Genomic DNA, 22,305 nt, shown 5'->3' with positions numbered 1-22,305 from the left:
TCTGGTGACAAGACCGAGTTGGGTTAGCATGGGGGAATGGCACTGGGAACCGGGTACTCGCAGCAGAACTGCAACCTCGCCCGCGCGCTCGAAGTGGTGGGCGAGCGGTGGACGATGCTCGTGCTGCGCGATTGCTTCTACGGCGTCCGCCGCTTCAGTGATCTGCTCGCCCATCTCGACATCTCCCGCGCGGTCCTGACGGATCGGCTGGGCGCTCTCGTCGACGCCGGTGTCCTCGTCCGCGTCGCCGACGGTGGCCATCCCGAATACGAGCTCACCGAGGCCGGAAAGGCGCTGTGGCCGAGCATCTATGCGCTCTCTCAATGGGGCGAACAGTACGTGTCGCCCGGCAGTTACCCCGGCCGGGTGTTCTCACACGCCGAATGCGGGACACAACTCGACCGATTCGGCCGGTGCCCCGACTGCGGCACGATCCCGGGACCGGAAGACCTCGTGGTCGCCCCCGGGCCGGGGGAGGCAGTCCACCCTCGCAGCGACGCCGTCGCCGTGGCCCTGCGGGAACCCCGCAGAATGCTCACCCCGCTGCGGTCACGCGGCGATGCCTGACCGTCACGCGGCGACGCGCAGGGGCGGTTCGAACGTCGCCCGAACCTGCAGCCACTGGGCGAGGATCTGACATCCGGTGAGCCCGCTCGCGTCGAGTGGTTCGCTGGCGTAGGCGATGTGCCGCCCGCCCCGCGCGTTGACGACGCGCACACCGCGCCAGGCGAGGCGCGGCGGCAAGTAGCCGAGCACCTCGATCATCGCGGTCCGCAGCCGGCGGAGGTCGGTGCGCCACTGCCGTGGGCTGATCCGTGTCTTTCCCGCATTCTGGAAGCTGTTGCTGCGGATCAGTTCCCACGTCTGCGCGAGCCACGTCCGCAGCGCGCGGAACGACATCCACCGGGTGAGGTCCGCGATGTCGCGGACATAGCTGTCCTCGCTGGCATTGCAGATCATGTCGTCCGGGTGTGCGATCCACTGGACCGGGACCGACTCGGGGATCGGGGCGCCGACGCCCGCGACTCCGCGCCCGCGGCATCCCGGTACCACTCCCGCCGGTTGTTCGGGGTCGGAGACGAGACCCACGGCGGCGAGGTTGCCTGCGTGCCGTGGGCCGGTGGCGATCTGCCCGAGCACCTCACGGATCACCGTGCATCCCTGCGAGTACCCGATCAGCATGACCGGACCGGGAACGTCGTCCATCGCGTCGATCAACCGGCGGACGCCGACCTCGGTGCTCTGCCGGTAGCTGAGTCCGCCCGCGGCGACCGGCCCGTACGACGCCGGATAGCCCACCCACCGACACGCGAACCGGTCGTCGAGGGCATCGGTGACCTCACGCAATAGCCCGGAGACGTGGCGCCGGTGGTCATCGGGGTGCGACTCTCCGGTACCACCGACGGCGAGAACGGTCACCTGGGGCATGACGTCCATCATGCCGACGGACGATAAGGATTCGATCGGTCGACCCTGAGAAGTTCCTGGCAATCGACAGCCGACGGTTGTCACCCGATGGCCAGCGCGATCAGCGCCACCAGCGGTGGCCCGCTCTGTGACAGTGCGCCGACGACGCCGTCGCCGCGCTGCCGGCTCAGCGCCATGCGATCCGACGCGGCCAGGGCGATGCCCGCGAGGAACATGAAGAGGCAGGTGTAGACGACGAGTGTGCGACCCGGCGTGTCCTGACCGGCCCACCACAGGATGACGCCGGCGATGACGCCGGAGGCGAGGAACAGGTTGTAGAAGCCGACGTTGAACGCCCACAGGTGGGCGGCGTGCACGTCGCTGCCGGGTATGCGGAAGATGCCCTCGTGCACCGACGGCTTACGGAACAGGAACGATTCCCACACGAACGCCAGCAGATGCACGCCTGCGGCGATCAGAGTGGCGAACTGCGCGACGAGGATCACGGCGCACCCGCCCCGGTCGCGAGTTCGACGCCGTACCGTTCGGTGACGTCGTGCAGCAGTCGGGCCACTACCTCCGGCGAGTGCCCGCCACGGCCGACCACGTCGAGTTCACCGAAGAGGCGGCCGTGGGACGCCCCGGCGGCGACGAGGAGGAAGTCGGCGGACTCGGAGAGGACCGTGAACGTATTCCTCGTTCCCGCCTCGATGGCGACCGTTTCCCCCGCCGCGAGTTCGTACCCGATGTCCCCGGCCTGGACGAGTATCCGGCCGCGCAGCATGTGGTAGGACTTCGACCACGGCTCGGCGTGCAGTGGACCGTCCGGTGCGCTCCGGGACGCTTCGACGAGGAAGACTTCGTATGTTCCGCCGGTGTGATCGCCACCGACCAGGACCGTGATGTCGGCGTCCGGCGCGGTGAACCGCCTGCCGTCGCCTGCTCTGATTACGTGAACGTGGGTGGACATACTGCGACGGTAGGACCGGTGCACCGCTCTACCCATCCCAGGAATGTGGGATGGTGGTGTGCCGGTGACCAGCGCATACTGTGTTCATGCTGGAGGTCCGGGCGGAAAAGCTGCGCCGGGAGGTGCTCGCGTTCGCGGGATCGGGCGCCGGCGTCACGCAGCTGCACGAGCGCGCCATCGAACTGGTCGGGGAGACGGTGCGCACCGACCTGACGTGCTGGGCGATGCTCGACCCGGAGACACTCGCGATCAGTTCGATGACCAGCGGCCGCAACCGGATACCGCAGCAGTACGAACCGCTGCTCGCCGAATCCGAGTACAACGGCGACGATCCGGCCACATTCGCCGAACTCGCCCGCAGCAGCCGGACCGTCGCGCGGGCCTCGGACCTACCCGCGGACGAGGTCGCGCACAGCCTCCGCCACGGCGCGGTGTGGGCGCCGCTGGGGCTCCGCAGCGAGGTCCGGATCGTGTTCCGCGTCGACGGTGTGTGCTGGGGCGCAGCCGGATTCGTGCGGTCCGGGCCGGATTTCACCGACCGTGAGCTCGAGTTCCTCACACTCGTGGCTCCCGGCCTGGCGGTCGCGACGAGGGCTGCGTCCGTGCACGCCCCGGCAATAACTGGTCACGGCGACCAGGGTCCGGCAGTGGTGGTCACCGACGCCGCCGGCGATCCGATTGCGCTCACGGCCGCGGCCCGCTGCTGGCAGGACCGCTTCGACGAGGTCGCCCCGGGCCGGTTGACCGTGGTGTTGCGGGCCGCGACGTTCGGGGCACGGTCGAGCGGTTCGGGGATCTTCAAGGCGCGTGTGCGCGACGCGGAGGGCGGCTGGATTCTGGTGCGCGCCACGGCCTTGATCGGCGGCGACGAACCGCAGACGGTGGTCACCGTCGAACCCGCCGCCGGCGGTGAGCTCACCGGGTTGTTACTCGCAGCGTATGCGGTGACCGCACGCGAGCGTGACGTGTGCGCCGACGTGCTGGCCGGCTACACGACGTCCGAGATCGCACGCCGTCGCGGCATCACCGCGAACACCGTCCAGGACCACCTGAAATCGGTGTACGCGAAGGCTGGGGTCCGCAGCCGTGCGGAACTCGCCGCGCGGCTGCGGGCCGGTCGTGAGAGCTAGCGGCGGCTCACGAACCGGTGGTGCCCGTCGCCAGTGACGAACACGCTTCCTGCGCCGCCGCCCACGTCGCGCTGTCGACCCCGGGAGGAGCGCTCGACGCGTCCGGCGCGCCGCCCTGGGGTGGGGCCGAACCGTCGCCGCCTTCCGGCGGTGCCATTTCGCCGCTGGGCGGCGCCACCCCGCCCGGTGCCCCGCCGCCGGCCTGGTCGGGCGGTGCGGGCACGCCGTTATCCTCGAGGCAGGCCTGGAGTTCGTCGCTCATCGCCGCGGGGGCGGAGCCGCCCTGCACGGCGCTGCCGGCAGTGCCGGTCGACGAAGTGCCGGACGAAGACTCGCCCGAACTACACGCGACGACGGAACATGCGAGACCTACTGCCATCGCCGCTCCACCGATGCCGCGAACCAATTGTGAACGCATGATCGATGCCCTTCCTCTGTGAGTGAGACACCACTACACCGCGGGAAGCTGGGAGAACGCTGCGTACACGCTGGAAGGGCACTGTCAGCGCGGTTCGGGCCGCTCCTGGTAGCACTTGAAACTCAGTGCGAGACGGCCACGCCCGTGCGTCATCGAGCGCAGGGCGACCGGATAGTCGGTGACCTCGCTCGTCGGCACCGACGCGATGACGGTGACCTCGCCGTCCCCTGCCGGTTCGGTGCCCTCGATCTGGCCGCGTCGCCGGCCGAGATCCGCCATCACGTCACCCTGCAGCGTCGAGGGCACGGTGACCTCGACGTGGTCGACGGGTTCGAGGACGAGAGTGCCCACCTTGTCGATGGCCGCACGGAGGGCGAGCGCCCCCGCCATCCGGAAGCTGAAATCGTCGGAGTCGACGGAGTGATGCTTGCCGTCGAGGACGGTGGCACGCAGGTCGACGAGCGGAAACCCGTGCCTGCCTCCGCGTCCCATCGATTCGGCGATCCCCTTGCCGACCGCGGGAATGAGGGACTTGGGTATCACTCCGCCGCGGGTCTCGTCGACGAACACGTAGCCCTCGTCGCGGGGGAGCGGCTCGAAGCGGACCGTCGCCACCCCGAACTGGCCGTGGCCGCCGCTCTGCTTCTTGTGCCGGCCCTCCGTCTCCACGGTGCCGAGCAACGTCTCGCGGTACGCGATCTTCACCGGTTCGGTCAAGAGGGTGATGCCGTACCGCCGCTTCAACCGGGTCAGCGCCACCTGCACGTGCACGTCGCCGGCACCCCGGACCACCGTCTGGTGGGTTTCGCTGTCGCGCGTGACCTCCAACGTCGGGTCGTCGCTGACGAGTTCGGCCAGGGCAGTCGCGAGTTTGTCCTCGTCGCCGGCGCTCTCGGCGGCCACCGCGATCCCGTAGACGGGTCGGCGGTGCACGATCGGGGGCACGGTGAGCGGTGAGCCGATCGGCGCGAGGGTGTCGCCCGTCGAGACGTCGGTGAGTTTGATGGCGCCGACGATGTCGCCGGCCTCCGCGCTGTCGATCGGGGTGTGCTTGCTGCCGAGGACGCGCAGAAGGTTGTGCAGGCGCTCCTTCGCGCCGGTGCGCTGGTTGACGAGAACATCGTCCGCGTGCACGCAGCCGGAGAGGATCTTCAGCAACGCCACCTGCCCGACGTATTCGTCGGTCTGCGTCTTGAAGACGTACGCGAGCGGGTCGCCGGACGGATCGCACCGCACCTCGGCGACCCGGTCGCTGTCACCGCGGACCTCGATGCCCGGGACCTCCGACGGTGCCGGCGCGATCCGGCACACGAAGTCGAGCAACCGGTCGACGGCGATCGCATCGACGGCCGACCCGCACAGCACCGGCCACAGCGAACCCGCGGCGAAACCCGCGCGGAGCGCGTGCTCGAGTTCGGGAACGGAGATCTCTTCGCCGTCGAGATACTTCGAGAGCAGGTCGTCCTCGATCTCGACCACGTCCTCCACGAGATGCTCGTGCTGTTCGTGTTCGCGGTCGGCGATGTCGGCGGGCAGTTCGTCGCTCGTGTTCGCGGACCCGCTGTCGTAGAGGATGACGTGCTCGGTGAGGAGGTCGGCGACCCCCGTGAACGCGGACGCCTCGCCGACGGGCAGGTCGACCGGTTCGACGCCGGACCCGAAATGGTCGCGGATCCCGGCCAAGACCACGTCGAACGACGCCCGCTCCTTGTCCATCTTGTTCACGAACAGGATGCGCGGGATGGCTCGCTCGGTGGCCGCCTGCCACAGCAGTTCGTCGTTCACCTGCAGACCGCTGACCCCGTCGATCACGAACACGGCGACGTCGGCGACCCGGAGCGCCGTCATCGCGTCGCCGGCGAAATCGGCGTAGCCCGGCGGGTCGAGAAGGTTGATCCGGTAGTCGTTCCAGGAGAACGAGGCGAGGCCGAGCGTCAGCGACTGGGTGCGGTCGTGTTCCTCCGGCTGGGTGTCGAGCACGGTGTTGCCGCTCTCGACACGCCCGGGCCGCGTGACGACACCGGCGCGGAAGAGCATCGCCTCCGCGAGAGTCGTCTTCCCGTTGCCCTGATGCCCCACCAGGGCGATATTGCGGATCAGATCCGTCTCGGTCGTCACTGCTACCCCCACCATGTCGTACGGGTCGCTCCCGACGATACCGCGCGCGCGACCGGTGGCGAGGCGTTATCTTCCACGTGAGAGGTGGTCGCGACCTCGGTCCGCCACACCCGACACCGAATGGAGACCGCATGGCTTCGGCCGAGTTCCTCGTCGAACGTTCCACCGTCATCGATGCGAGCCCCGACGTCGTTCAGCCCCTCCTCGACGACTTCCGGAAGTGGCAGGCGTGGTCGCCGTGGGAGGACGTCGATCCCGACTTGAAGCGCACGTACTCCGGCCCGGATTCGGGAGTGGGCGCCTCCTACGCCTGGGAGGGCAACCGCAAGGCGGGTTCGGGACAAATGGTGATCACCGAGTCGGTCCCCGGCTCGAAGGTCGTGCTCGACCTGACCTTCCTCAAACCGTTCAAGGCGGAGAACGTCACGACGTTCCTCCTCGAACCGAACGGCGCGGGCACGACCGTCCGGTGGCAGATGACCGGGAAGAACAACCTCTTCTTCAGGATCGTGGGAGTCGTCTTCCCGATGGACAAGATGGTGGGTAAGGATTTCGAGAAGGGGCTCGCACAGTTGAAGGCGGCGGCCGAGCAGCGTCAGTAGTCTTTTCCCGTCGCCAGTTCGAGGTCGGTCATGGTCTTGAACCGGGGTGTGCCGTCGCTGTCGTTGCGGGCCTGTTCCATCACGAGGCGGGCCGACCGTCCCTTCAGGTGGAGGGTCGCCACCTGATCACCGAAGAACGGTCCGGCGACCTTGGACCAGTCGAGGGGAACCGGTGGCACCCGCGACACCCGGCCCAGGATGAAACGCACGGTCCGCTCGGTGGCGCGCCGCCACGAGATCCGGAACGTCACGTTCATGGCCGCCGGGACGTAGTTGTGGAGGGGTGAGCACGTCAGCTGATAGACCAGTGACTGCAGCGGTTCGGGGTAGTGGGCCTGCGCGGCGTAGGCGTGGTGGACGTCGCCGGACAGCACCGAGATGGTGGACGGCGCGCGGCCACGCGGCCCGGCCCGGTGGCCCTTGCCGACGTCGGCGAGGAGCCGGGCGAGCCGGTCGAACGAGTCACGAAACGCCGCCCAGTGCTCCAGGTCCGCCCCGCGCCGGATCTTCTCGGCCCAGGCCGCCACCCGGGGGCCGCGTGATCCGGCGGCGAGGCGTTCGTTCCAGGACTCCAGGTCGTGGAGGGCACGGGGCAGCAACCACGGAAGCGACGTCCCGACGAGCAGGTGGTCGTAGTCGCCCTCGGTCTGACGTTCGATCCAGGAGAACTCCGGGTCGGACACCATCTCGCGGCGGCCGTCGGCGAGGATGCGCCCACACCGCGAGTCGATGACGAGCAGCCGTGCGACCCCGAGGTCGCGTCGATACGACCATTGCGTGCCCTTCGCGCCGTCCGCCTCCTCGTCGGCGGCCGACGCGAACTCCCGGAGCATCGGTTCGACGTCGCCGCCGTGCTTCCGAACACGTTGGTACAGATCGTTTTCGGCGAGGAGGCTCGGTGACAGGTTCCCCAGGTGCTGATAGACCCAGTACGACGACAACGCGCCCACGATGCGCTCCTCCCACCACGACGTCGCCTCGACGTCGTCGCGCCAGGACTCGGACGTGTTCCAGTCGTCGCGCACGTCGTGATCGTCGAAGATCATCGACGTGGGCACCGTGGACATCAGCCAGCGCACCTGAGGGTCAGACCACGATTCGGCGTACAGCCAGGTGTATTCCTCGAAGTTGCGCACCTGCGGGCCGGGTGGCTCCTTCACGTCGTGGATCTCGGCGACCCGCGCCTCGGTCTCGGGGGAGAGTTCGTCGGCATACACCTGGTCCCCGAGCAGCAGCAGGGCGTCCGGCCACCGGTCCGGGGACTGTCCGGCCATCCGCACCGCGTACGCGTCGAGGGCGTCGGCGCCGAGGTGCCGGTTGTCCTCCGTCGTGGACATCGTGGCGAACCGGCACGATCCGAACGTCAGGACGAGGGCGTCGTCGTCCTCGCGGAGCGTGCGGATCACCGACGGGACGGCATTCGGCAACGGCCACACCGGACGGCCGTCGAGGGTCACGTCGTACGGAGTGGTCGATCCCGGTTCCAGATCGTCCACGACGACGAGCGCGTAATGGTGACCCGACACGTTCCACGTGCGTTCCTCGTGGCCGAGGACCCGGACGGTGCACGCCTCCGACGTCTCGACCCACACCGTCGCATCGCCCGTGCCGACATGTCTGAGCAGCGGTCCCAGAATCAGCTCCGCCACTTTGTCACCCTGCCGGAATTCTCTTCGCGCGTGACCGGTACATACGGTCAGACTACGGATCCCGGGCCAACTGCGAGGCGGCTTCTGCGTCGAAATCGGTCATCGCCGTTTCGAGCGGGAAGCGTGGCTACCGGGAGGTGTCGCGGCAGCTCGCCGAATGGGCACATTCCGTCTGAGTGTCGCTTCCTGAAGATGCTTGTCGGACAGGATGTGTCGGCGGGTGCCGGTAGCGTGTCGCGCATGGCTGAACCGGTGAAGGGTCCCGCGTCGTATTTCCCGTCGATCGAGGAGAAGTACGGCCGGCCGATCAGTGAGTGGCAGACGCTCATCCGCTCGTCCGAGCTGACCAAGCACATGGAGTTGGTGAGCTGGCTGAAGTCGGAGCACGGACTCGGCCACGGTCATGCCAACGCGCTGGTCGCGCACACTCTGAAGGAGGACGCCGCCGGCTGACGGGCCACCAGCGGTAGCTCGCCGCGATGAATCCGGAATTTTGCCGCGGGATATCATTCCGACGAATCTGGTGTCGAGGGTTCTGCTGTCGAAGGGAATCGAAGTGAGCACGAAAATCGAACAACTGGAGTTCCAGGCGGAGACCCGCCAGCTCCTGGACCTCATGATCCACTCGGTGTACTCCAACAAGGACTCGTTCCTGCGGGAGCTCATCTCCAACGCCTCGGACGCGCTGGACAAGTTGCGGCTCGAAGCGTTCCGCAACAAGGACCTCGACGTCGACACGTCGGATCTGCACATCGAGATCGAGGTGGACGCGGACAAGCGCACGCTCACGGTCCGCGACAACGGCATCGGCATGTCTCACGAGGAGGTCGTCGACCTCATCGGCACGCTGGCCAAATCCGGCACCGCGGACCTGCGCCGCAAGTTGCGGGAAGCGAAGGACGCCGCCGCCTCCGAGGAACTGATCGGGCAGTTCGGCATCGGCTTCTACTCGACGTTCATGGTCGCAGACAAGGTGACCCTCCTGACGCGTAAGGCCGGCGAGAGCGAGGCCACGCGCTGGGAGTCGAGCGGCGAGGCCACGTACACGATCGAGGCCGTCGACGACGCCCCGCAGGGCAGCTCCGTCACCCTGCACCTCAAGCCGGAGGACACCGAGGATCACCTGCACGACTACACGTCGGAACGGAAGATCAAGGAACTCGTCAAGCGGTACTCCGACTTCATCGCGTGGCCGATCCGGATGGACGTCGAGCGCACGGTCCCCGCGGAGGGCGACGGCGAGGACGAGGTCACCACGACGTCCGAGACGATCAACTCGATGAAGGCGCTGTGGGCCCGCTCGAAGGACGACGTCTCCGAGGACGAGTACAAGGAGTTCTACAAGCACATCGCCCATGCCTGGGACGAACCGCTCGAGGTCATCCCGATGAAGGCCGAGGGCACATTCGAGTTCCAGGCCCTGCTGTTCATTCCGTCCCACGCGCCGTTCGACCTGTTCATGCGGGACGGGAAGACGGGTGTGCAGCTGTATGTCAAGCGCGTCTTCATCATGGACGACTGCGACCAGCTGATGCCGGAATACCTTCGCTTCGTCAAGGGTGTGGTCGACGCTCAGGATCTCTCCCTCAACGTCTCCCGTGAAATCCTGCAGCAGGACCGGCAGATCCGCGCCATCCGCCGCAGGCTCACCAAGAAGGTCCTCACCACGATCAAGGACCTGAAGGCCGAGCGGCCCGACGACTACCGCACGTTCTGGGCGGAGTTCGGCCGCGCGGTCAAGGAAGGCCTGATGTCGGACAGCGACAATCGGGATGCGCTGCTCGGTATCTCGTCGTTCGCGTCCACCCACAGCGAGGAGGAGCTGACCTCGCTCGAGGACTACGTGGCGCGGATGAAGGACGGTCAGGAGCAGATCTTCTACGCGACCGGCGAATCCCGGCAGCTGCTCGAGAGCTCCCCGCACATGGAGGCCTTCCGTGCGAAGGGCTTCGAGGTGCTGCTGCTCACCGATCCCGTGGACGAGATGTGGGTCGGCGCCGTTCCGGAATTCGACGGCAAGTCGTTCCAGTCGATCGCCAAGGGTGAGGTCGATCTCGACACCGAGGAAGACAAGAAGGCGCACGAGTCGGAGCGGGAGGAGCAGGAGAAGGACTTCGCCGGCCTGCTCTCCTGGATGGCCGACGCGTTGACCGAGCAGGTCAAGGAGGTGCGGCTGTCGACGCGGCTGACCACGTCGCCGGCCTGCATCGTCGGCGACGCGTTCAGCATGTCTCCGGCACTCGAGCGGATGTACCGGGCGTCCGGGCAGCCCGTCCCCACCACGAAGCGCATCCTCGAACTGAACCCCACTCACCCCCTCGTCACCGGGCTGCGCGAAGCGCACGGCGAACGCAACGAGGACCCGGCGCTGGGGGAGACCGCGGAACTCCTCTACGGGATGGCGCTCCTGGCCGAGGGCGGCGAACTCGACGATCCGGCCCGGTTCACCACCATGCTCGCTAACCGTCTCGCCAGGACGGTGTAATACCCCGTGCTGGTATTGGTCACGGGGGGAACAGGTTTCGTCGGAGCGTGGAGCGCGAAGGCGGCGGTGGACGCCGGTCACCGGGTGCGCTTCCTCGTGCGGGATCCTGCTCGCCTCGTGACCAGTGCGGCGGCGCTCGGGCTCGACACGTCCGATCACGTGGTCGGTGACATCACGGACGCCGCCTCCGTGCGCCGAGCGCTGGACGGCTGCGACGCCGTCATCCACGCCGCGGCCGTGGTCGCGGTCGACCCGCGGCGCGCGGAGGAGATGCTGGCGACCAACCTGGCCGGCGCGCAGAACGTGCTGGGAACCGCGGTCGAGCTCGGCCTCGATCCGATCGTCTACGTCTCGAGCATCGCCGCCCTGTTCCAGCCGGGGGCCCGGCTGCTCACCCCCGGCCTCCCGGTGTGCGGACCTTCCGACGCCTACGGCCGCAGCAAGGCGCGCGTGGAGCAGTACGCGCGCGACCTGCAGGCCGGCGGCGCACCCATCGCGATCACCTACCCCGGCATGATCGTCGGCCCGCCCGCGGGAAACCAGTTCGGCGAGGCCGCCCAGGCAGTCGAGGCCGCCGTCCACCTGCGGGGTCTGCCCGGGCGAAGCGCCGCATGGACGATGGTCGACGTGCGTGAGGTGGCCACGGCGCACGCCGCCCTCCTCCAGTCGGGGAGCGGCGCCCGCCGGTTCATGCTCGGAGGTCCCCGGATCCCGATCGCCGGGATCGCCGACATGCTGGCCACGATCACCGGCAGACGGATGGGCGTATACCCGGTGCCGGACTCCGCGCTGCGCCTGGTGGGCAGGCTGGTCGACGCGATCGACCGGTTCGTCCCCTTCGACACCCCGATCTCGGAGGCCGCGATGGAGTACTACACGCGGATGCCCGACACGGACGACCGGCCGAGCGAAACCGAACTCGGGGTGAAGTACCGCGATTCGGCGGAGACCCTGGCCGACACCGTCGCCGGGCTGACGGAGGCGGGCCGACTGTGAATACGGAGGCGGGCCGGCTGTGAATACGGAGGCGGGCCGGCTGTGAATACGGAGGCGGGCAGGCTGTGAGCTTCACGCGCGCCGAGTTGGAGTCGTTCCGGGACGCCGAGGTTCCGGATCTCATCGGACCGGGCTGCCGCCTGCTGTTCGTCGGCATCAACCCGGGACTGTGGACGGCCGCGACCGGGGCGCATTTCGCACGTCCGGGCAACCGTTTCTATCCGGCTCTGCTGGGCGCCGGCATCATCGAGCGGCCGATCAACCCGACGGCGGGCATGTCGGACGCGGATCGCGATCACCTGATCGAGCGGGGCGTCGGTATCACCAACCTGGCGCCACGCGCCACGGCCAAGGCCGACGAGCTGACCGGTGCGGAACTGGCCGTCGGCGCAGAGCGGCTGCGCGGCGTCGTCCGCGATACCGCTCCCCGGGTGGTCGCCGTCGCCGGAATCACCGCCTATCGCACGGCATTCGGGGAGCGGGCCGCGAAGAAGGGCAAACAGCCGCGCACCCTCGAGGGTGCGGAGTTGTGGCTGGTGCCCAATCCCAGCGGGCTCAATGCCCACGAAACGGTCGCTACCCTCGCCGCGTCGTACCGGGAGGCGGCGATCGAGGCCGGAATCGTCTCGCGCTGACCGGGCCGGTCGCTAGGCTGCGGAGATGACCGTCGTCTACAACCTCGTGTTCGTCTGCCACCTGCTCGGCATGGCCGCCCTCGTCGGCGGCTATTTCGCGGTGCTCGCGGCGCCGCGGATCTCCGAGGTGATGGTGTGGGGTGCGCGGCTCCAGTTCGTGACGGGACTGATCCTGGTCGGGCTGGGAGAGGCCGCACTGGAAAAGGACTACAACCACGTCAAGATCGGCGTGAAGCTTCTGCTCTCCCTCGTGGTGGTCGCGCTCGCCGAGATCGTCCGGGGCAAGCAGAAGCGAGGGCAGGAACGCCCGAACCTCGTCCACGTCGTCGGTGGGCTGGGCATCGTCACCGTGCTGGTGGCCGCCCTCTGGACCTGATTTCGCACTCGTTCACTTCTTCGGTGGGGCAAGGATCTTCATCGCCCACCGCTGCGCGGACTCGGGCATCCGGTCCTTCACAGACATCGCGAACTCGCCGGCCTTCGTGCGCACCGACGTGCCCCTGCCGAACCGGCGGTTGAACGCGGATCCCTCGGTCGGCTGATCGAAGTGCAGTGGCGGGGCGCCGTCTGCGGCGCCCAGTGCGCGCCCGATCACCATCCGCTGAATCTCGCTGGTGCCCTCGAAGATGGTGTACAGCTTGGCGTCCCGGTACCACTTCTCGACGGGATGGTCGCTGATGTACCCCCACCCGCCCATCGTCTGCAGCGCCCGCTCGGTGGTTTTCACGGCGACCTCCGACGCCGCGAGCTTCGCCATCGAGCCCTCGCCGTGACGGAACTCCACGCCTGCCGCCGCCATCCACGACGCCCGCCACGTCAGTAGCCGTGCGGCGTCGATCTGGGTCGCGAGGTCGGCCAGCGGAAACGCGATGCCCTGGTTGTCGATGATCGGACCGCCGAACGCCTCCCTCCGGTTCGCGTACTCGGTGGCGTATTCGAGCGCGGCGCGGGCAATCCCCAGCGCCTGAGCCGCGACCATCGGACGGGTCTGCTCGAACGTGCCGAGGGTGGCCGACTTCCGCCGCGGCGCGCCGGTGGCCACCTCCTCCTGCACCTCACGGGCCTTCCGCATGCGGTGCTGCAGTTTGTCGTCGCCGCCGAGCAGATGGTCGGCGGGCACCCGCACCCGATGGAACTTCAGCTCCGCCGTGTGCGACGCACGGCAGCCCAGCTTGTCGAGCTTGCGGACGAGTTCGATGCCCGGGCTTCCGCCGGGAACCACGAACAGCGCCTGCCCCCGATGCCCCAGCTCCGGGTCGACGGTGGCGTTCACGACGTGCACGTCGGCGATGCCCCCGTTGCCGATCCACATCTTGTGGCCCTCGATCACCCAGTCGTCGCCGTCGCGCGTCGCGGTGGTCCGCAGATTGCGGACGTCGCTGCCGCCCTCGGGTTCGGAGATGCACAGTGCGGCGAGTTTAAGGTTGCCGGGCTCGCCGAAGCACTCGGGTGCCCAGCGCAGCATCTGCTCCGGCGTCGCGGCCTGCCCGATCGACGACAGCGCCAGCGCGGGCATCACGATGGCAAGCCCGATTCCGGCGCAACCCCAGAACAGCTCCTCCATGAACAGGGGGAGGGACAGGCCGGTCGGGTCGCCGATCAGGTCGCGATAGAACAGCGGACTGTAGAAGCCCGCGTCCGCGGCCTTCTCGAGGACGTCCCAGGGGAACTCCTGTGCGCGGTCGTGCTCGGCGGCCACCGGCCGGATCACGTTCTCCGCGAAAGCGTGCGTCCGCTCGACGAGGTCCTTCTGCGCCGGGGTGAGCGCGAGGCTGAAGGTCATGGCGGTCCCTCGGTTGCCGTGTTGGTGTGCAACAACGTAACACTCACGGCCCGCGAGAGCTGTGGATCGCAGAATCCTGAGGAATGGGATAGTGATCTCATCATCTGACCGGAGTTGCTAGCGTCGAGGCATGGACGGCGACGAGACGGTCTACACCCACGGCCACGACGAATCGGTGCTGCGAAACCATCGATGGCGCACCGCCGAGAACTCCGCCGGCTACCTACTCCCGCGCCTGCGAACAGGCATGACACTGCTCGACGTCGGGTGTGGGCCGGGCACCATCACCGCCGACCTCGCGGAACTCGTCGCGCCCGGAGTCGTCACCGCCGTCGAGATGAACGACGAGGCGCTCTCGCTGGCGCGGAACGAGTTCACCGAGCGCGGGATCGCGAATATCGAGACCGTCGTATCGGACGTCCACGCACTCGACTTCCCCGACGACAGCTTCGACGTGGTGCACGCGCATCAGGTCCTGCAGCACGTCGGCGATCCGGTGCAGGCTCTGCGCGAGATGAAGCGGGTGTGTCGACCCGGCGGAATCGTTGCCGCCCGCGATGCGGACTACGGCACGTTCACGTGGTATCCGCCGACACCCGAACTCGACGACTGGCTGACGCTCTACAAGGCCGTCGCGCGGGCGAACGGCGGTGAACCCGACGCCGGTCGTCGCCTGCGGTCGTGGGCGCACGAGGCCGGTCTCGGCGACGTCGTGAACACGGCGAGCACGTGGTGTTTCGCGTCCGACGAGGATCGCGAGTGGTGGGGAGGGTCGTGGGCCGACCGCTCGCTGCGATCGGCCTATGCGGACCGGGCGCTCGCGCTGGGGCTCGCCACCGAGGCGGACCTCGACCGCATCGCGGCCGGCTGGCGTGCGTGGGTGCGGGAGAACGACGGCTGGTTCGCGCTCCTGCACAGCGAGATCCTCTGCCGGGTGTAGTGCAGCGCGCAGCGAAAATCTCGCGACCCGCGCCCGGGAATGGAACACTCGCCCCATGACGACGTTGCGCGTGGGTCGACTGTGGTTGCCGGGGCTGATGGTGATTCTGATCGGGCTGGTGTTCGCCCCCGGTGCCTCCGCGGCCCCGGAACGAGCGGTCTTCTCCGGAGACTCGGACCAGGTGGTTACCGTCTACGCCCCGTCGGCGGGGTCGGTGCGCGCCGAACTGACCGCCTGGGAGCGGGGCTCGGACGGCACGTGGCAGGTGTTCGCGGGTCCCGTCCCCGCCGACGTCGGCGCAGAGGGAATCGGTGCGGCGAGCGAATTCTCCACCCGCACGCCTGCCGGTGTCTTCCCGCTGTCGCAGGCGTTCGGCCGGCAGCCCGCACCGGCGACGGCGATGCCGTACTTCCAGGCGGATCGGCGTGACTGGTGGGATTCGAATCCGCTCTCGCCGACGTACAACACGCACGTCCGGCAGGATTCGAGCCCCGGCGGAAACAGCGAGAACCTCTACTCGGCCGGACCGCTCTACGACTACGCGCTCGCGATCGGCTACAACGCCGCCCGCATCCCCGGCCTCGGCTCGGCGATGTTCCTGCACGTCACGGACGGCACCACCACCGAAGGGTGCGTTGCCACCGACCGCGACACGCTGACGACCCTCCTCGGCCGACTCGATCCGGCGAAGAATCCGGTGATCGAGATCGCCGTAGGCGCTTCGCGCCCGTGAGCGGTTAAAGAGTCCAGAGACTCGTTAACCACTCACGGGCGGCGGAGCCGCCTACAGCCCGGGGCGCTTACCGATGGTGAGGGTGGGGGTGGAGACACCGGCGAAGAAGTCCTCGCCCTTGTCGTCGACGACGATGAATGCGGGGAAGTCCTCGACCTCGATCTTCCAGACCGCTTCCATGCCGAGCTCTTCGTACTCGACGATCTCGACCTTCTTGATGCAGTCGAGCGCGAGACGCGCCGCGGGGCCGCCGATGGACCCCAGGTAGAAGCCGCCGTAGGACTTGCAGGCGTCGGTGACCTGCTTGGACCGGTTGCCCTTCGCGAGCATCACCATGGAGCCGCCTGCGGCCTGGAACTGATCCACGTAGGAGTCCATCCGACCGGCCGTGGTGGGGCCGAAGGAACCGGACGCCATGCCGTCGGGGGTCTTGGCGGGACCGGCGTAGTACACCGGGTGGTCCTTGAGGTACTGCGGCATCTCCTCGCCGGCGTCGAGCCGTTCCTTGATCTTGGCGTGGGCGATGTCGCGGGCGACGACGAGCGGGCCGGTGAGCGACAGCCGGGTCTTCACCGGATGCTTGGACAGCTCGGCGAGGATCTCGGGCATCGGCTTGGTGAGATCGATCTTGACGGCGGCGCCCTTGCCGGTGCCGGAGATGCCGTCGGTCTCGGCGTCGAGCTGGGCGTCGGTGACCTCGGGGAGGAACCGGCCCGGGTTGAATTCCAGCTGCTCGAGGAAAACGCCCTCCGGGGTGATCTTCGCCTTGGCCTGGCGGTCCGCCGAGCAGGACACGGCGAGAGCGACGGGCAGCGAGGCGCCGTGGCGGGGGAGCCGGATGACGCGGACGTCGTGGCAGAAGTACTTGCCGCCGAACTGTGCGCCGATGCCGATCTGGCGGGTCAGCTCGAGCACCTTCTCCTCGAGTTCCAGGTCGCGGAAGCCGCGACCGGTGATCGCGCCCTCGTTGGGAAGTTCGTCGAGGTAGTGCGCGGACGCGTACTTGGCCGTCTTCAGCGCGAACTCCGCGGACGTGCCGCCGACGACGATCGCGAGGTGGTACGGCGGGCAGGCTGCGGTGCCGAGGGCACGGATCTTCTCCTCGAGGAACCGCATCATGCCGTCCGGGTTGAGGATCGCCTTGGTCTCCTGGAACAGGTAGGACTTGTTGGCGCTGCCGCCGCCCTTGGCCATGTACAGGAACTTGTACGTGTTCTCGTGGCCGGTCGCCGTGTCGGCGTAGAGCTCGATCTGGGCGGGGAGGTTGCTGCCGGTGTTCTTCTCGTCCCACATCGTGAGCGGCGCGTTCTGCGAGTACCGCAGGTTGAGCCGGGTGTAGGCGTCGTAGACGCCGCGCGCCACGGCCTTCTCGTCGTCGCCGGGGGTGAGCACGTGCTGGCCGCGCTTGCCCATGACGATCGCGGTGCCGGTGTCCTGGCACATCGGCAGGACACCGGCGGCGGAGATGTTGGCGTTCTTGAGCAGATCGAGCGCCACGAACTTGTCGTTGCCCGACGCCTCGGGATCGTCGAGGATGCTCGCGAGCTGCTTCAGGTGATCGCTGCGCAGGTAGTGCGAGATGTCGTGGAGGGCGGTCTCGGTGAGCAGGCGCAGCGCCTCGGGCTCGACGGACAGGAAGGTGCGGCCGCCGGGTCCTTCGACAGTCGACACCCCCTCGGTGGTCAGCAGCCGATATTCGGTGGGGTCCTCACCGATCGGCAGCAAGTCCTCGTAGAGGAAGTCGGCCATTCTATCTCCTGGACAGCGGGTTGTGTGAAGTTCGTCTTCAGGCTAGACGCGGCACCCGGTGGCCCTGTGACGCGGGGGCATGCTTTCCCCTGTGCAGTGGCGCGGCTCACAGAGTTCTCACAAGTAAATCCGTACACTTGACTGGATGCTTGAACACGGAACCAGCTCGGCCGGCCGAACGACCCTTGCGGTCCAGGACGCCGGAGCCGTCGACGACGAGAAGTCCGGTGCACGTGCCAAGCGGCCCGTACTGCACGCCTACCTCGACATCGCGATCGTGGTGGTCGTCCTCGCGGCCACGAACCTGATCGCGCATTTCACCACCGCGTGGGCCAGCATCGCGACCGTTCCCATCGCGGCCGTCGTGCTGCTCGTGCTCACCCGGCGCCGCGGCCTCGGCTGGGCCGAGCTGGGGCTCTCGCCCCGGCACTGGCGCAAGGGGTCGCTCTACGCCCTCGCGGCGATGGGCCTCGTGATCGGCGTCGTCGCGATCGGTGCCGCCCTGCCGATCACCCGCCCCTTCTTCATGGCCGACCGGTACGCCACCATCTCCGGTGCGCTGATCGCGTCGATGATCGTCATCCCGCTGCAGACCGTCATCCCCGAGGAACTGGCGTTCCGCGGCGTGCTGCACGGCACCCTCGACCGGGTGTACGGCGCGCGCGGCGTCTTCGCGGCAGGATCGCTGATGTTCGGTCTCTGGCACATCGCGTCCTCGATGGGACTGACGTCGGGCAACAAGGGATTGTCGAGCTTTCTCGGTGGTGGTGTTCTCGGACAGGTGCTCGGCATCCTCGCGGCGGTGGTCGCCACCGCGGCCGCGGGCGTCGTGTTCACGTGGCTCCGACGCCGCAGCGGCAGTCTGATCGCGCCCATCGCGCTGCACTGGTCGTTGAACGGTGCGGGCGCGCTCGCCGCCGCCGTCGTGTGGCACACGACCATGGGCTGAGCAGGCTCAGCCGGACTCCGGGGCGCCCAGCCACTCGAGCAGCTTCTCGTACACCGACTCGTGGTTGAGCATCGTGAAATGGTTCGCCGGCGACAGGTGCATGCCGTCCTCGTCGCGGAAGCCGACCATCCGCGTCCGATTCCGCCCGGACGCGGACGGCACGAGCACCATGCCGTCGCCGAGCAGACGGCCGAGCGGATGTCTCGGGCTTCGCGTGATCGTCGCGGAGACGAAGAAGTACGTCACGCCGTCGAGGAGGGGGACCTCGCTGACGGCCGCGGCACGGAGGGCGTCCGGGTCGCGACCTCGCCAGTCCTCGTCGACGAGGGAGCCCTGATTCAGATCCCGGATGCCGGCGCTCCTCCGGCGCAGGAGTCCGGAGATCGCGCGCGTCTCGGGCAGTGCGGCCAGGCCGGCGCTCGCATAGTGGACGGCCTGCTCCAACGGGGCGCCCAGGTGAGGTGAGCCGAGGCTCACGACCTGCCGTACCCGCCGCACCCACGGGCGGTCGTCGAGGAAGGCGATCCGGCAGGCGCTGCGGGCGACGAGGCCGCCCATGGAATGCCCGACGAGTGCGATCGACTCGACGTCCACCGGCCAGTGCTCGGTGACCGTATCCAGAAGTTCGGACAGGCTCCTGCCGTTGTCGGAGATGTGCCTGCCGGAGTTGTAGCGGATGTGCAGCGCCGTGTATCCCAGGTCGGTCTCGAGTCGCTCACCGTAGGTCGGGCGGCCGCCCAGCGACCACGCGTCCTCGGTCTCGACGAGTCCGTGCAGGAAGACGACGATACGACTGCGGGCGTGGGGGAAGGCATCGGCGAGCGTGGACTCGTCCGCGGTGAGCGCGACTCCGCCCACCCGTATCGACAGGGGTTCGGCGAGCACGGACCCCTCCGATTCCAGTACGTCGCCGATCAGTCCCTGGATGGCGGCGATGGCCCGGGCTCCGCTGCGGGTCTGGGACGGCGGGACGTTCTCCGCCGACGGGAAGTCGAGGAACTGCCCTGCGAGGGAACCCCCGAGCCGGGCGGTACCGGCGACGAGTGCGTACACGGCGTCGGAGATCTCGTCGTGAAGCGCTTCGGCGGGCCGCGCACGGGCGCCGACGCCGAGGCGTACCCCGGCGAAGACGCGGTCCGAGACGGCGCGGTGGATGCTGCCGATGCCGCCGGCGGCGGCCCCGATTTCGTCGAGAGCCAGCCGGGCGAGTGCCCGCACCTCGGAGCGGCGTCTGATCTGCGGGTCGGTCACAGGATTTGAGTGTACGCATGTGCACTGAGATTGGCGCGTGCTGCGAAACATCGAAACTGCGCAGCGCACGCGATTATTTTGCGAATAAACCAACGGTGAAACGGAAAAGTTGATCTTGCGAATGTCGGCTCAATTGGTCGAGCGACCAATTCCGGGGAAAATGCTGGTGACGCGGATAATGAACATGTTCACGTTACGAATTTTTCATCGTGATAGGTACGTGATCGAATGACGGTTATCCTGCCGACAGCACCGCGACGGGGCTCATGCGCTCGAGCGCACGAACCCCGTCGCGGGTGTTCAAGTCTTGTGCCAGCGGAAATGCTAGCCAAGCGTGGCTGCGGCCGCCGTTGCGGCGTCTCCGCCACCGCCCAATGCGTCGGCGGAACCCGAGAAGAAGTCCAGGGCGCCGGCGAGGTCGGAGAAGGCGGAGAAGAATTCGGACAGGAAGGCGAGATCCATGCGTTTAACTCCTTGCTCGGTTGTGGGCATTTATGTCGGCGCTGAGCGGGCGCCGGATTCATTCCTACCGTTATTGAAATGAGATCGCAATCCGGAGATTTAACCGAATTGGAACGGAAGGCGAATCAACGGTTTCCGGGCAGGTGAGAAGCCTGTGTCCGCATTCACATCCACCCGATTCATCTCACGATGTGGGAGACGGGGCCGTGTTCGAATCCCGCCTTCGGGGGACGCGGGCGGGGCTATCCTCGTCCCACGACGTGTAGCGCTTTCCGGACATACGGACGTATAGGGGAAACCATCATGCGTAAGACCATCGTCACCGGCATCGCGGTCGCGGCCCTCGCGCTGCTCGGTGTGGCCGGCTGTTCCGACGACTCGAACGAGGCTCCGATCGCGACCACGACGACGTCCTCCCCGTCCGATCGGGTGGAAGGCGCGATCAGCAGTGTGCAGGCCACGGCGTCGTCCGCCGTGAACACCGCACGCGAGGCCACCCAGAACGCGATCAACTCGGCCATCGCGGCGGTCCCGATCGGATTCGAGTCGGGAACCGCCGAACTCAACGCCCTCTCGGACGTGACCGTCAAGGCGGTGGCCGCCGCGATGAAGGCGGGCGACGCCAGGATCGAGGTCGAGGCGTACGCGAGTAACTCGGACGAGGCGGCCGCCCAACTACTCGCCGACCAGCGCGCTCAGGCCGTCGCGAACGCCCTCGAGGCGCAGGGGGTCGACAAGAGCCGCATCTCGACCGAGGGCACGGCGAACCCACCCGAAGGCGTGAACGTCGATCAGGTGGAGATCACCGTCGAGGACAGCTGACCGGCGCGGTCAGTGCAGGACCGCCCGGTGCTCGTTGCTGTACGGGATGTGCTCGGCCGTCCTGCCGTCGCGGAGCTTGAGCACCCACTCCGGATCGGACAGAAGTGCGCGGCCGACGGCCACGAGATCGAACTCGCCGTTCTCGTACTGCCGGAGCAAGCGGTCCACGCCGGCGGTATTCGACGCGCCGTCCGACGTGAAGGCCGTCGTGAACACGTCGTCGAGACCCACCGAGCCGACCGTGATCGTGGGCAGTCCCGTCAACCGCTTGGTCCACCCGGCCAGCCCGAGTTCCCCGTCCTCACCGGACAGTTCGGCGAAGGCCGGTTCCCAGTGCCTGCGGGTGGACGGGTGCAGCACGTCGACACCGGCGGCGATGAGGGGCGTGAGCACGGCCGCGAGTTCGCCGGGGGTCTGCGCGATGCGCGAATCGTAGTGATTCGACTTCCACTGGGAGAACCGGTAGACGATCGCGAAGTCGTTCCCGACGGCCTCGCGGATCGCTGTGACCACCTCGACGGGGAACCGGGTGCGTGCCTCGAGGGATCCGCCGTAACCGTCGGAGCGGACGTTGGTGCGGTCCCACAGGAACTGGTCGAGCAGATAGCCGTGGGCGCCGTGCAGTTCGATGCCGTCGAAGCCCACGTCGCGTGCGTTGACGGCGGCCGCCACCCAGGCCTCGCGGAGGGTGTCGAGATCGGGCCCGGTGAATTCGCGTCCCAGCCGGGTCCCGTCCAGGGCGATCCCGGACGGGCTGGCGGTCGTCACCTCGGGGTTCAGCCCGGGGCTGCGGGCCGCGTTCGACGCCCAGATGCCACAGCTGCGGAATGATCTGCCCGCCCTCCGCGTGCACCGCGTCCACCACCGACTTCCAGCCCGCGAGACTGTCCTGTCCGTAGAGGAGCGGCACCCGGGTGTGCGATCCGGCGGCCGGGTCCGGAATGTACGTCCCCTCGGTGATGACCAGACCCACCCCGCCCGCCGCACGCCGGCGGTAATACGCCGCCACGTCCTCCCCGGGAATGCCGTCGGGGGAGAAAGCCCTGGTCATGGGTGCCATCGCGAAGCGATTCCGGAGTCGGAGGGATTTGACGGCGAACGGCTCGAAGAGGCCGTCCACGGGCAGCGGTGTGTCGGTCATGCCTGTCTGCAACCGATCGCGGTTACGCACTATTCCTGCATACGACCTGCTGCGTAGTTGTAATC

Annotated in this window: 22 protein-coding genes and 1 pseudogene; 12 read left to right on the top strand and 11 right to left on the bottom strand. The window is 68.0% G+C overall.

Annotated elements, in window-relative coordinates:
* The first annotated feature begins 36 nt into the window (after positions 1-36).
* Positions 37-567, top strand: coding sequence for a winged helix-turn-helix transcriptional regulator (locus ACFU5V_RS30145; protein ID WP_378703505.1), 531 nt, complete (start codon positions 37-39; stop codon positions 565-567).
* A gap of 3 nt (positions 568-570) precedes the next feature.
* Here ACFU5V_RS30145 and ACFU5V_RS30140 read toward each other — a convergent pair whose 3' ends face one another.
* The 3 genes from ACFU5V_RS30140 to ACFU5V_RS30130 form a co-directional block, all read right to left on the bottom strand.
* Complete coding sequence (locus ACFU5V_RS30140) at positions 571-1,440, bottom strand: cutinase family protein (protein WP_378703504.1); 870 nt, start codon at positions 1,438-1,440, stop codon at positions 571-573.
* 68 nt (positions 1,441-1,508) lie between these two features.
* Positions 1,509-1,913 carry a DUF1304 domain-containing protein gene (locus ACFU5V_RS30135; RefSeq protein ID WP_378703503.1) on the bottom strand — a complete coding sequence of 135 codons (405 nt, stop codon included), beginning with the start codon at positions 1,911-1,913 and terminating at the stop codon, positions 1,509-1,511.
* Entirely contained in the window at positions 1,910-2,377 is a 468-nt protein-coding gene (locus ACFU5V_RS30130; RefSeq protein ID WP_378434287.1) for a hypothetical protein, read from the bottom strand. The genes ACFU5V_RS30135 and ACFU5V_RS30130 overlap by 4 nt, the downstream gene beginning before the upstream one ends.
* 86 nt (positions 2,378-2,463) lie before the next feature.
* On the opposite strand from ACFU5V_RS30130, the gene ACFU5V_RS30125 reads away from it, so the two are divergent.
* Positions 2,464-3,507: a LuxR C-terminal-related transcriptional regulator gene (locus ACFU5V_RS30125; RefSeq protein WP_378703502.1), complete on the top strand. Its 1,044-nt coding sequence runs from the start codon at positions 2,464-2,466 to the stop codon at positions 3,505-3,507.
* A 7-nt stretch (positions 3,508-3,514) separates the two neighbouring features.
* On the opposite strand, the gene ACFU5V_RS30120 is transcribed toward ACFU5V_RS30125, so the two are convergent.
* Positions 3,515-3,886, bottom strand: coding sequence for a hypothetical protein (locus tag ACFU5V_RS30120; RefSeq protein WP_378703501.1), 372 nt, complete (start codon positions 3,884-3,886; stop codon positions 3,515-3,517).
* 123 nt (positions 3,887-4,009) lie between these two features.
* Complete coding sequence (locus tag ACFU5V_RS30115; RefSeq protein WP_378703500.1) at positions 4,010-6,043, bottom strand: elongation factor G; 2,034 nt, start codon at positions 6,041-6,043, stop codon at positions 4,010-4,012.
* A gap of 131 nt (positions 6,044-6,174) precedes the next feature.
* On the opposite strand from ACFU5V_RS30115, the gene ACFU5V_RS30110 reads away from it, so the two are divergent.
* Positions 6,175-6,645: an SRPBCC family protein gene (locus ACFU5V_RS30110; RefSeq protein ID WP_072940624.1), complete on the top strand. Its 471-nt coding sequence runs from the start codon at positions 6,175-6,177 to the stop codon at positions 6,643-6,645.
* Here the strand turns inward: ACFU5V_RS30110 and ACFU5V_RS30105 are convergent.
* On the bottom strand, positions 6,639-8,294 hold the full coding sequence (locus ACFU5V_RS30105) for an alkaline phosphatase D family protein (protein WP_378703499.1): 1,656 nt from the start codon (positions 8,292-8,294) through the stop codon (positions 6,639-6,641). The two genes, ACFU5V_RS30110 and ACFU5V_RS30105, sit on opposite strands and share 7 nt — an antisense overlap.
* Before the next feature lie 240 nt (positions 8,295-8,534).
* Here ACFU5V_RS30105 and ACFU5V_RS30100 point away from each other — a divergent pair, with 240 nt between their 5' ends.
* From ACFU5V_RS30100 to ACFU5V_RS30080, 5 genes are all read left to right on the top strand, one after another.
* On the top strand, positions 8,535-8,747 hold the full coding sequence (locus tag ACFU5V_RS30100; protein WP_087556750.1) for a DUF4287 domain-containing protein: 213 nt from the start codon (positions 8,535-8,537) through the stop codon (positions 8,745-8,747).
* 103 nt (positions 8,748-8,850) lie between these two features.
* A complete protein-coding gene (gene htpG / locus ACFU5V_RS30095; protein WP_378431342.1) occupies positions 8,851-10,779 on the top strand; it encodes a molecular chaperone HtpG in 1,929 nt (642 codons plus the stop codon).
* Positions 10,780-10,785: 6 nt separating this feature from the next.
* On the top strand, positions 10,786-11,775 hold the full coding sequence (locus tag ACFU5V_RS30090) for an NAD-dependent epimerase/dehydratase family protein (protein WP_378431343.1): 990 nt from the start codon (positions 10,786-10,788) through the stop codon (positions 11,773-11,775).
* Between the two features lie 65 nt (positions 11,776-11,840).
* Positions 11,841-12,410 (top strand): mismatch-specific DNA-glycosylase, encoded by a 570-nt coding sequence (locus tag ACFU5V_RS30085; protein WP_378703497.1) that lies wholly within the window; start codon positions 11,841-11,843, stop codon positions 12,408-12,410.
* A 25-nt stretch (positions 12,411-12,435) separates the two neighbouring features.
* A complete protein-coding gene (locus ACFU5V_RS30080; protein WP_378703495.1) occupies positions 12,436-12,786 on the top strand; it encodes a hypothetical protein in 351 nt (116 codons plus the stop codon).
* Between the two features lie 12 nt (positions 12,787-12,798).
* Here the strand turns inward: ACFU5V_RS30080 and ACFU5V_RS30075 are convergent, their stop codons facing one another.
* A complete protein-coding gene (locus tag ACFU5V_RS30075; protein WP_378431346.1) occupies positions 12,799-14,193 on the bottom strand; it encodes an acyl-CoA dehydrogenase family protein in 1,395 nt (464 codons plus the stop codon).
* Between the two features lie 130 nt (positions 14,194-14,323).
* Between ACFU5V_RS30075 and ACFU5V_RS30070 the strand changes: the two genes are divergently transcribed.
* Both ACFU5V_RS30070 and ACFU5V_RS30065 read left to right on the top strand, forming a co-directional pair.
* Positions 14,324-15,133: a class I SAM-dependent methyltransferase gene (locus ACFU5V_RS30070; protein WP_378431347.1), complete on the top strand. Its 810-nt coding sequence runs from the start codon at positions 14,324-14,326 to the stop codon at positions 15,131-15,133.
* 55 nt (positions 15,134-15,188) lie between these two features.
* Positions 15,189-15,866: a L,D-transpeptidase gene (locus tag ACFU5V_RS30065; RefSeq protein ID WP_378431348.1), complete on the top strand. Its 678-nt coding sequence runs from the start codon at positions 15,189-15,191 to the stop codon at positions 15,864-15,866.
* Positions 15,867-15,917: 51 nt separating this feature from the next.
* Here the strand turns inward: ACFU5V_RS30065 and ACFU5V_RS30060 are convergent, their stop codons facing one another.
* Positions 15,918-17,615, bottom strand: a complete 1,698-nt coding sequence (locus ACFU5V_RS30060; RefSeq protein ID WP_378431349.1) for a fumarate hydratase — start codon at positions 17,613-17,615, stop codon at positions 15,918-15,920.
* Positions 17,616-17,760: 145 nt separating this feature from the next.
* Between ACFU5V_RS30060 and ACFU5V_RS30055 the strand changes: the two genes are divergently transcribed.
* Positions 17,761-18,564 (top strand): type II CAAX prenyl endopeptidase Rce1 family protein, encoded by an 804-nt coding sequence (locus ACFU5V_RS30055; protein ID WP_378431351.1) that lies wholly within the window; start codon positions 17,761-17,763, stop codon positions 18,562-18,564.
* A gap of 6 nt (positions 18,565-18,570) precedes the next feature.
* Here ACFU5V_RS30055 and ACFU5V_RS30050 read toward each other — a convergent pair whose 3' ends face one another.
* Positions 18,571-19,815, bottom strand: coding sequence for an esterase/lipase family protein (locus tag ACFU5V_RS30050; RefSeq protein ID WP_378703494.1), 1,245 nt, complete (start codon positions 19,813-19,815; stop codon positions 18,571-18,573).
* A gap of 324 nt (positions 19,816-20,139) precedes the next feature.
* Positions 20,140-20,277 carry a hypothetical protein gene (locus ACFU5V_RS30045; RefSeq protein WP_378431353.1) on the bottom strand — a complete coding sequence of 46 codons (138 nt, stop codon included), beginning with the start codon at positions 20,275-20,277 and terminating at the stop codon, positions 20,140-20,142.
* Positions 20,278-20,580: 303 nt separating this feature from the next.
* Between ACFU5V_RS30045 and ACFU5V_RS30040 the strand changes: the two genes are divergently transcribed.
* On the top strand, positions 20,581-21,099 hold the full coding sequence (locus ACFU5V_RS30040) for an OmpA family protein (RefSeq protein ID WP_378431354.1): 519 nt from the start codon (positions 20,581-20,583) through the stop codon (positions 21,097-21,099).
* Positions 21,100-21,108: 9 nt separating this feature from the next.
* On the opposite strand, the pseudogene ACFU5V_RS30035 reads toward ACFU5V_RS30040, so the two are convergent.
* A pseudogene (locus tag ACFU5V_RS30035) lies at positions 21,109-22,240 on the bottom strand (NADH:flavin oxidoreductase).
* Between the last annotated feature and the right edge of the window lie 65 nt (positions 22,241-22,305).

Origin of the sequence: Rhodococcus sp. NPDC057529 (assembly GCF_042802055.1) — a bacterium.
In the GTDB taxonomy this organism is placed as follows: Bacteria; Actinomycetota; Actinomycetes; order Mycobacteriales; family Mycobacteriaceae; genus Rhodococcus_F.
This window is presented reverse-complemented; position numbering and strand designations above follow the sequence as displayed.